Origin of the sequence: Natronolimnohabitans innermongolicus JCM 12255, from assembly GCF_000337215.1 — an archaeon.
GTDB lineage: Archaea > Halobacteriota > Halobacteria > Halobacteriales > Natrialbaceae > Natronolimnohabitans > Natronolimnohabitans innermongolicus.
Genome location: NZ_AOHZ01000069.1, coordinates 1 through 7,431 on the forward strand (window position 1 = coordinate 1; position 7,431 = coordinate 7,431).

Below are 7,431 nucleotides of genomic sequence, written 5' to 3' on the forward strand. Positions count from 1 at the left end.
CGGCCGCTCGCTTTCCGCTCACTTCTCGTCCGTGACTCGAATGCTCGAGCCCAGGTACTTCGAGAGCACCTCGTCGACGCTCTCGGCGTTGAAGGCCTCGAGGTCGTCGGCGATCGCGTCTTTCAGCGCCGCGAAGTAGGCCTCGTCGACCTGCAGTTCGCGAAAGGAGACCGACTCGACGGGCTCGCCGAGCCACTCCTCGGCGAGCCGGCGGCCGTACTCGTCGTCGCCCAGTTCGCCGCGCCACAGCGTGTCCCGGAAGAACAGCCAGCCCTCGGTGCCGGGCTCCGGCGCGTCTCGGCGGACGGTGACGGTCGAGTCGGCCGTCGACGGCTCGATCGACACCGACGGCTCGTCGGCCTCGAGTCGGAGTTCGGCGCGAAAGACGTACCGGCCCTCCATCGTCCTCCTCAGGCGTCGTGTTCGGACTCGATCAACTCGGCCATCTCGACGTCCTGGTCCGTAATGCCGCCTTCCTCGTGGGAGGTGAGCCGGATCTCGACCTCCTCGTAACGGATGATGATCTCGGGGTGGTGGAACTGCGACTCGGCGATTTCGCCGACCATCTGGGCGAAGTTGACGCCGCGGAGGTAGTCGTCGAACTCGTAGGTTCGGACGATCTCGTCGCCGTCGCGCGTCCAGTCGTCGGGCAGCTGCGCCTCGATCTCGTCGTCGGAAAGCAGGTCGGCCATACGCGGCCGAACGGAAGCCAATCAAATAATGATTGTGCCGTTTAAGGGCAGTGTATCGGTACGCGTGAAAGTCTGGCGTGCTGATTTTCAGCTGGTCCGTGGGAGAAAGCGTACGCCTCGGCGGTCGTAGCGACTGGATTGCGGTAGTCAGACACACCGACTCCCGAAACACGAGGCACGAGGGCGTCCCGAACGCCGACGACGCCAGTCAGATCGACTCGAATCCGGCGAATTGGGCTGTAGACCGCTCGAGGCGCCAGTATCACTGCGTTGCGTGTCGATCACCGACAAGGTCTTACCGGCGAACCCAGTACGTGGTGGCAGTGAAATGTGTGACCGGTCAGGAGACTGCGCGAACAATGGCACCTGCCAGCTCGTTCTCAAGAACGAGCGTACCGGGATCGAGACGACCGAGCACTACTGCAAGGCTCACCTCGTCCTCCGCATTCTGGAGATCGAAGCCGACGAGGATCTCGATGTCGTCGACGCGCGAAAACTCTGGAACTGAGAACTGACTGGTCGGTGCGGCCGCGTTAGTCGTCGTCGGTCGCCTCGAGGTGGGCGCCGGTTCCGGTTCCGGTTCCGGTTCCGGTCTCGGCTCCGGTGTTGGTACTCGCGCCGGCGTTTATCGGCGGTGCGAACGGGCCGTCGGTGTTGCTGAAATCCGGATCGAACAGCTGGAGCGCGGTGTTGATCGTGCTCCAGTCGTCTTCTGCCGCCGCATCACGCAGACTCTTGGTTGGCGGCGCGAGCAACTGGTTGACCAGCGCGTCGGCCATCGCCTCGACGACCTCGCGTTGCTCCGCGGAGAACTCCTCGCCCTCGAGGCGGGACAGCGCCGTCTCGACCTCCCGCTGTTTCATCCGCTCGGCCGAGGCGTACATCGCGGCGATCACCTCGTCGGCGCGGGCGCGCTTGTACTGATCGCAAAGCAGGTCGTACTCGTGGTCGACCATCGACTCGACCTCGCGGGCCGCGTCGGCGCGTTGTTCGCGGGTCTCGCGGGTGATCGACTCGAGGTCGTCGAGGTCGTAGACGGTGACATCCGAGAGGTCGGCGGCCGCGGGCGCGACGTCTCGGGGCTGTCCGAGGTCGACGATGACGCGTTCGGTCTCGTCGGCGGTCCCCCCAGATTCGTCGTCGCTCGCACGCTCGAGGTGGTGTGACTCGAGTACCGGCTCGTCGCTTCCCGTCGCCGCGACGACGACGTCGGCGTCGCTGGCGACCGTCGAGAGCGCCGAGAGCGGAATCGCGTCCGTCTCCGTCTCCGTCTCCGTCTCGTCGCCGATATCGGACGACGAGTCGCGTTCGATTTCGGTCGCCAGGTGTTCGGCGTGAGAGACCGTTCGGTTCGCGACGACGACCTCGTCGACGCCGGTGTCGACGAGGCTGCGGGCTGTGAGTCGTCCCATCTCGCCGGCGCCGACGACGAGCGCGGTGGCGCCCTCGAGCGAGACGTTCCGGGCGGCGAGTGTCGTCGCCGCGGAGCCGAGCGAGACGACCCCCTCGTTGATCTCGGTCTCGGTTCGGGCGCGCTCGCCGACGTGGATCGCCTTCGTGACGGCGGCCTCGAGCATCTCGCCGATGCCGCCGGCGTCGCGGGCGTCCTCGTAGGCGGTTCGAACCTGGCCGATGATCTGGTCCTCGCCGAGGACGACCGACTCGAGGCCCGCGGCGACGGAAAGCAGGTGTCGCAGGCTCTCGTCGTGGCCGGTGTCGATCACGGCGTCGTCGTCGACGGTCGCGAAGAACTCCTCGAGGGCGGCGCGACCGACGGCGGCGTCGCTGCCGACGACGTAGGCCTCGACGCGGTTGCACGTCGAGAGCACGTACGCCTCCTCGATCCCGGAGACCGAGAGGAGCTCGTCGACGCCGTCGCGTTGGCTGTCGGGACTGGCCGCCGCGAGATCGTCGACGCCGCCGCTCTCGTGGGTCACTCGCGCAGCGGTCACGACGCCAGCCGGGATCACGGTCGCTCACCTCCCGTCGGCAGTTCGTCGCACAGCACGTCCTCGATCACTTGCCCAGTGTTAGAAGTACCAGTACGTAAAGCTGTCCAAACGGACGGAGAATTGACGACGTCGGTTACGATCTCGCGACGGCGCGTCGGCGCTACGTCGCGGGATTTGAGCTCCGACCGCAACGTGTCACACACCCGCGCCATCTCACCGGCACCGGAAAGGGTTTCCTCGAGTTCCTGGCGGAGGTACTTGCTCAGCGCCGGCGCGGTTCCGCCGGTCGCGATGGAGACGACGACGGGATCCTCGCGGACGGTTGCGGGAACGACGACGCTGCCTGGCTCGCGGCCACCCGATCGATCCGCGCGGTTGCAGAGTCGACCGCGCTCGCGGGCGGCGTCCGCGGCGGCGTCGTTGACCGCCTCGTCGTCGGTCGCGGCGACGACCAGCGCGGGTTCGGTTCGCTCGAGCCAGTCGCCGATCGCTTCGGGGGCGGGGGCCGCTCGCACTAGCTCGGCGTCGCCGAACGTCCGGTCGCCGAACTCGGGGCTGACGACGATCACGTCGGCCTCGCGATCGAATCGGCGGGCCTTCCGGGCGCCGACCGGACCGCCGCCGAAGACGAGGACCGTCGCGCCGGCGAAATCGTGGAGGAGTGGAATCATGGTGAATTCGAGTTTGCGTTCAACGTGGACGTTCAAACGTCACTCAGTCGTCGGCTTCAGTGTTTGCCTCGGCGCGCTCGCTCAATCGAATCCCGGTTTTCTTCAATATTTGCGTCGAAAACAGGGAGTCCCAGTCGTCGGCCGAGACGTCCCAGTGGTCGTTCATCCGGTCACGGACCTGTTCGATGCGTCGCTGGCTCTCGTCTTCGCTGCGGCCGTGGGTCATCGCGAAGAAGTTGTAGGGCCAGACGCCCTCGTGGCGCGGCCGCTCGTAGCAGTGGGTGACGAACGGAAGCGCGGCGATCTCCGGTCCGACCTCGTCGATCAGGTCGTCGGGGACGTTCCAGACGGTCATCCCGTTTTCCGTGTAGCCGAGCGCGTAGTGGTTCGGGACGACGCCGATCCGCCGGATCTTCCCCTCCAGTTCGAAGCGTTTGATCGTCTCGAGGACCCACGCCGTTTCCTGGCCGACCGCATCGGCGATGTCGGCGTAGGGCGTCTCGGTCAGCGGGAGGCCGTCCTGGACCTCGAGGACGAGGTCGCGTTCGGCCGGCGTCAGCGTCGACGCGTCGGTGGGCGTCACGTCGGGGCCGAGGTCGGTACAGTCGACGCCGGCGGCCGCCGCGTCGCCGCCCCCGTCGAGGGGGCCGTCGACGTAGAACTTCGCCTCGACGCGGAACTCCTGTTGTTTGGGCAGGTTGTAGGTCTCCTGGCCGGTCTCGGCTTCGATCTCGGCGAGCACGTCCTCGACGCGGGAGGCGTCGGCGACGCTCACGACGAACCAGACGTTCAGGTGGGGGTGTTCGCGCTCGTAGTTGTGTGCCACCTCGCGGTGGTCGTTGACCGCCTCGACGACTTCGTCGAACCGGTCCTCGGGGGCGTGCATGGCGACCAGCGTCGCGGCGCCGCCGATCTCCTGAGCGTTGACGAGCGGCCCGAACCGGGAGAGGACGCCCTCCTGGTCTAGCTCGCGGATGGTCTCGAGCAGTTCCGCCGCGTCGATCTCGACCCCGCGGTCGCGCATGGCTTCGGCGGCGGGTTCGAACGGTCGCTCCGTGACGGGAAACCCGCCCTGAAAGGCGTTGACGACCGCTCGCTCGCGCTCCGTGAGGTCGATGTCCGTACTCATACGTGACGGTCAGGACGCGCTCGATATAAGCGGACCGGACGGTGTTTCGCCCGCGGTTGGCCGGTTTTCTCGACACAGATGGCTTCTGCGAACCGACCGCTCCGGGGGTCGCAGTCGTCGGCGAGCCGTGGCGAAAAAATGACGTCGTTCGGATCGGCGCGATCGGTCGGCTACTCCTCGTTGTGTCCCGTTAGAACGGGTACTCGCGGTCTTCGTGCTGCAGCGAGATCCACTTCTTCTCGGTGACTTCGTCGAGGAAGTCCGTCGTGTTGTAGCCGCCGACACCGGAGGCGCCGGTGCCGCTGAACGGCACGTGAGCCTCGTCGTTGATCGGCTGGTCGTTGACGTGGACCATGCCCGTCTCGAGTCGGTCGGCGATCTGTCGGCCGGTGCCGACGTCGCCCGCGTGGACGGAGCCGGAGAGGCCGTACTCGACGTCGTTGTGAATCTCGACGGCCTCGTCGATGTCCGAGAACGGGATGACCGGCGCGATGGGACCGAAGTGTTCGAAGCAGGCGGCGGACATGTCGTTGGTCACGTCCGAGAGCACGGTCGGCGCGACGACCAGCGAGTCGTCGACGCCGTCGACGTCGACCGTCTCGCCGCCGGTCTCGAGGGTCGCACCGGCGTCGATCGTCTCTTCGACGTACTCGAGCATCTCGTCGCGCTGGGATTCGTCGATGATGGGACCGACGACTGTGTCCGGATCGTGGACGCTGCCGGCGGGCAGCGATTCGGCGCGCTCGGTCAGCTTCTCGACGTACTCGTCGTAGATGTCCTCGTGGACGATGTGTCGGTTGATCGAGATGCAGACCTGGCCCTGATGGACGAAGCTACCGAAGACGGCGGCGTTGATCGCCTGATCGACGTCCGCATCGGCGGTGACGATGTGGCCGTTGTTACCGCCCAGTTCCATCGCCGCTTCGGCGAGGTTCTCGCCGGCGGTCGCGGCGATCTGTCGCCCGACGGGCGTCGAACCGGTGAAGGCGACGACGTCGCTCTCGGGGTGGCTGGCGACGCGGTCGCCGATCTCCGAGCCGCGGCCGGTGACGACGTTGAGGACGCCAGCGGGGAGGCCGGCTTCCTCGAACAGCTTCGCGATGAGCAGCCCACCCACGACGGGCGTGTTCGTCGCGGGCTTGAGGACCACCGAATTCCCGGCGGCGATCGCCGGTGCGACGGCTCGCATCGAGAGGTTCAGCGGGAAGTTCCACGGCGTGATGACCGTGACGACACCCTTCGGCTCGCGCTCGACGATGTTCTCTTTGCCCGGGATGTTCGAGTGGGCGTGCTCGCCTTTCATCCGGCGGGGCAGCGTCGCCGCCTCGGCGGCCTGGTCGCTCGCGAGGTGGACCGACGTGCCACCCATGATGTAGCTGCCGCCGGCTTCCTGTACCAGCAACTCGACGATCTCGTCTTCCCACTCCTCGAGCAGTTCGACGACGCCGTGAAGGACCTGTTCGCGCTCTGCAGGCGGCGTCTTCGCCCACTCAGTCTGGGCGTCCGCGGCGGCCTCGTACGCCGCGTCGACGTCGGACTCGACGCCCGCGGGTACTTCCGTGACGACCTCCCGAGTCGACGGATCCTCGACCTCGAGCGTCTCGCCGCTCTCCGAGGGTACCCACTCCCCGTTGAGATACAGTTCGCTCCAGTCGGCCGTGATGGAAATGTCTTCAGACATTCGTCTGGGCATATGACGCTTGGTAGTAAAACACTCACGGATTCCGAATAACGTAATACTCACTTATAGTGGATTCTGGTCATTGTATTTACTCTCGAGTATTCTAACGGATATTCTATCGTTGGAGAGCGAACGTGCAGGGCGCCTTCGTGTATGATCCGTGATGGCTTGACGTCGACGGAACGCCGCGTGATGGGCACCGTTGTAGTCTTTCGGCGACTGGAAACGGGTGGATTCAGCCGAAGTACAAACTGATGTCTCGATGCTGAAGACCGGTTGCGGATGCGCCGCCGCTGATGGACGGTCGTTCGCTCACCGGAGAGAAAAGCGAGGTCGTCCTCTCGGACCAACCGTCAGTCGCCGCGGACGCCGGTTACGTCGTAACCCAGATCACGAACATCCTCGAGGATCGCCTCGTGGTCCGCGGTCGCCCGGTAGTAGATGACGATGTCGAAACTGCCCTCCCGCAGCAGCTGCTGGCACTCCCAGACGAACTCCTCGCCGTCCAGCGTCAGTCCCTGGTGCTGGTTCGAGGAGAAGTCGGGGTCCTCGTTGCCCGAATAGACGTAGCAGTCCTCCGGATCGTGACCCGAGTGCTCGGCGATGATATCGCCGACGTCGAGGGTGACCTGTCGTGCATACTAAAGTCTCGCTGTCATCTTCAATACTAAATAATATTTCCATCAGTGATATAGACGAATAGATCCCGTCGTATGTACTCTCCAACCTAATAACATTCCTCTAGGTCATATCTCTGAGGGTCACATCGATAGTGGCTCGATTGGTTAACTAACGAAGAATATCGTATTAATACTAGGACTACCATCAAAAGGAAAGAAAGTGCAGCAATAATACAAAATTGTACAATATTTCCCGAGTAACATATAGGAACGAACAGAGGATACAACATAATACAATAAAATATAAATTAGAAATATATTAATGTAGGAATAGTATACTTTCATCTGGGATGAATAGAAGAACAATACTACAGGAGATCGGCGCCATTAGTACCATTGGTGCTGCCTCAGGAATTGCTGCTGGCAAACAGAACCAGTATAGGAGCCACAATACCAATGAACAATTAAACAAAATCGGATATCAGATTGCCTTCCATAAGTCACAGGATAGAGCAGCTTTCATTTCTGCAGCTTTTGAAGAAGGGATAGAGTTGTATATTGCTGAAAATGTACGCGCTAAATCTGATATTCCTTCCCGGCACCGTCTAGTTAGCGTGGTTTGAGAAGTGAGCAGGTCGTAGAGTTGGTTTGATCATGCAGCTCGCAGACCTGCTCAACGAGTCATA

General features: G+C 63.5%; 8 protein-coding genes and 1 pseudogene. 2 read left to right on the plus strand and 7 right to left on the minus strand.

Features of this window, described 5'->3' with window-relative positions; translation table 11 throughout:
• Nucleotides 1–18: 18 nt before the first annotated feature.
• Both lwrS and C493_RS14750 read right to left on the minus strand, forming a co-directional pair.
• On the minus strand, nucleotides 19–402 hold the full coding sequence (gene lwrS, locus C493_RS14745; RefSeq protein WP_007260262.1) for an LWR-salt protein: 384 nt from the start codon (nucleotides 400–402) through the stop codon (nucleotides 19–21).
• Between the two features lie 8 nt (nucleotides 403–410).
• Nucleotides 411–692: a 4a-hydroxytetrahydrobiopterin dehydratase gene (locus C493_RS14750; protein ID WP_007260263.1), complete on the minus strand. Its 282-nt coding sequence runs from the start codon at nucleotides 690–692 to the stop codon at nucleotides 411–413.
• Between the two features lie 328 nt (nucleotides 693–1,020).
• On the opposite strand from C493_RS14750, the gene C493_RS14755 reads away from it, so the two are divergent.
• A complete protein-coding gene (locus tag C493_RS14755) occupies nucleotides 1,021–1,200 on the plus strand; it encodes a hypothetical protein (RefSeq protein WP_007260264.1) in 180 nt (59 codons plus the stop codon).
• Between the two features lie 25 nt (nucleotides 1,201–1,225).
• Here the strand turns inward: C493_RS14755 and hemA are convergent, their stop codons facing one another.
• From hemA to C493_RS23875, 5 genes and pseudogenes are all read right to left on the minus strand, one after another.
• Nucleotides 1,226–2,662, minus strand: coding sequence for a glutamyl-tRNA reductase (gene hemA, locus C493_RS14760; protein WP_007260265.1), 1,437 nt, complete (start codon nucleotides 2,660–2,662; stop codon nucleotides 1,226–1,228).
• A complete protein-coding gene (locus C493_RS14765; protein ID WP_049889392.1) occupies nucleotides 2,659–3,315 on the minus strand; it encodes a precorrin-2 dehydrogenase/sirohydrochlorin ferrochelatase family protein in 657 nt (218 codons plus the stop codon). Before C493_RS14765 ends, hemA begins: the two co-directional genes overlap by 4 nt.
• Nucleotides 3,316–3,358: 43 nt before the next feature.
• Entirely contained in the window at nucleotides 3,359–4,444 is a 1,086-nt protein-coding gene (gene ahbB / locus C493_RS14770) for a siroheme decarboxylase subunit beta (protein ID WP_007260267.1), read from the minus strand.
• Between the two features lie 190 nt (nucleotides 4,445–4,634).
• On the minus strand, nucleotides 4,635–6,125 hold the full coding sequence (locus C493_RS14775) for an aldehyde dehydrogenase family protein (protein ID WP_007260268.1): 1,491 nt from the start codon (nucleotides 6,123–6,125) through the stop codon (nucleotides 4,635–4,637).
• Nucleotides 6,126–6,478: 353 nt separating this feature from the next.
• A pseudogene (locus tag C493_RS23875) lies at nucleotides 6,479–6,757 on the minus strand (DUF5778 family protein); the annotation flags it as partial.
• 338 nt (nucleotides 6,758–7,095) lie between these two features.
• On the opposite strand from C493_RS23875, the gene C493_RS22715 reads away from it, so the two are divergent.
• The gene (locus tag C493_RS22715) at nucleotides 7,096–7,368 is read left to right on the plus strand and encodes a hypothetical protein (RefSeq protein WP_152421169.1); all 273 of its coding nucleotides are present in this window, start codon (nucleotides 7,096–7,098) and stop codon (nucleotides 7,366–7,368) included.
• Nucleotides 7,369–7,431 lie beyond the last annotated feature (63 nt).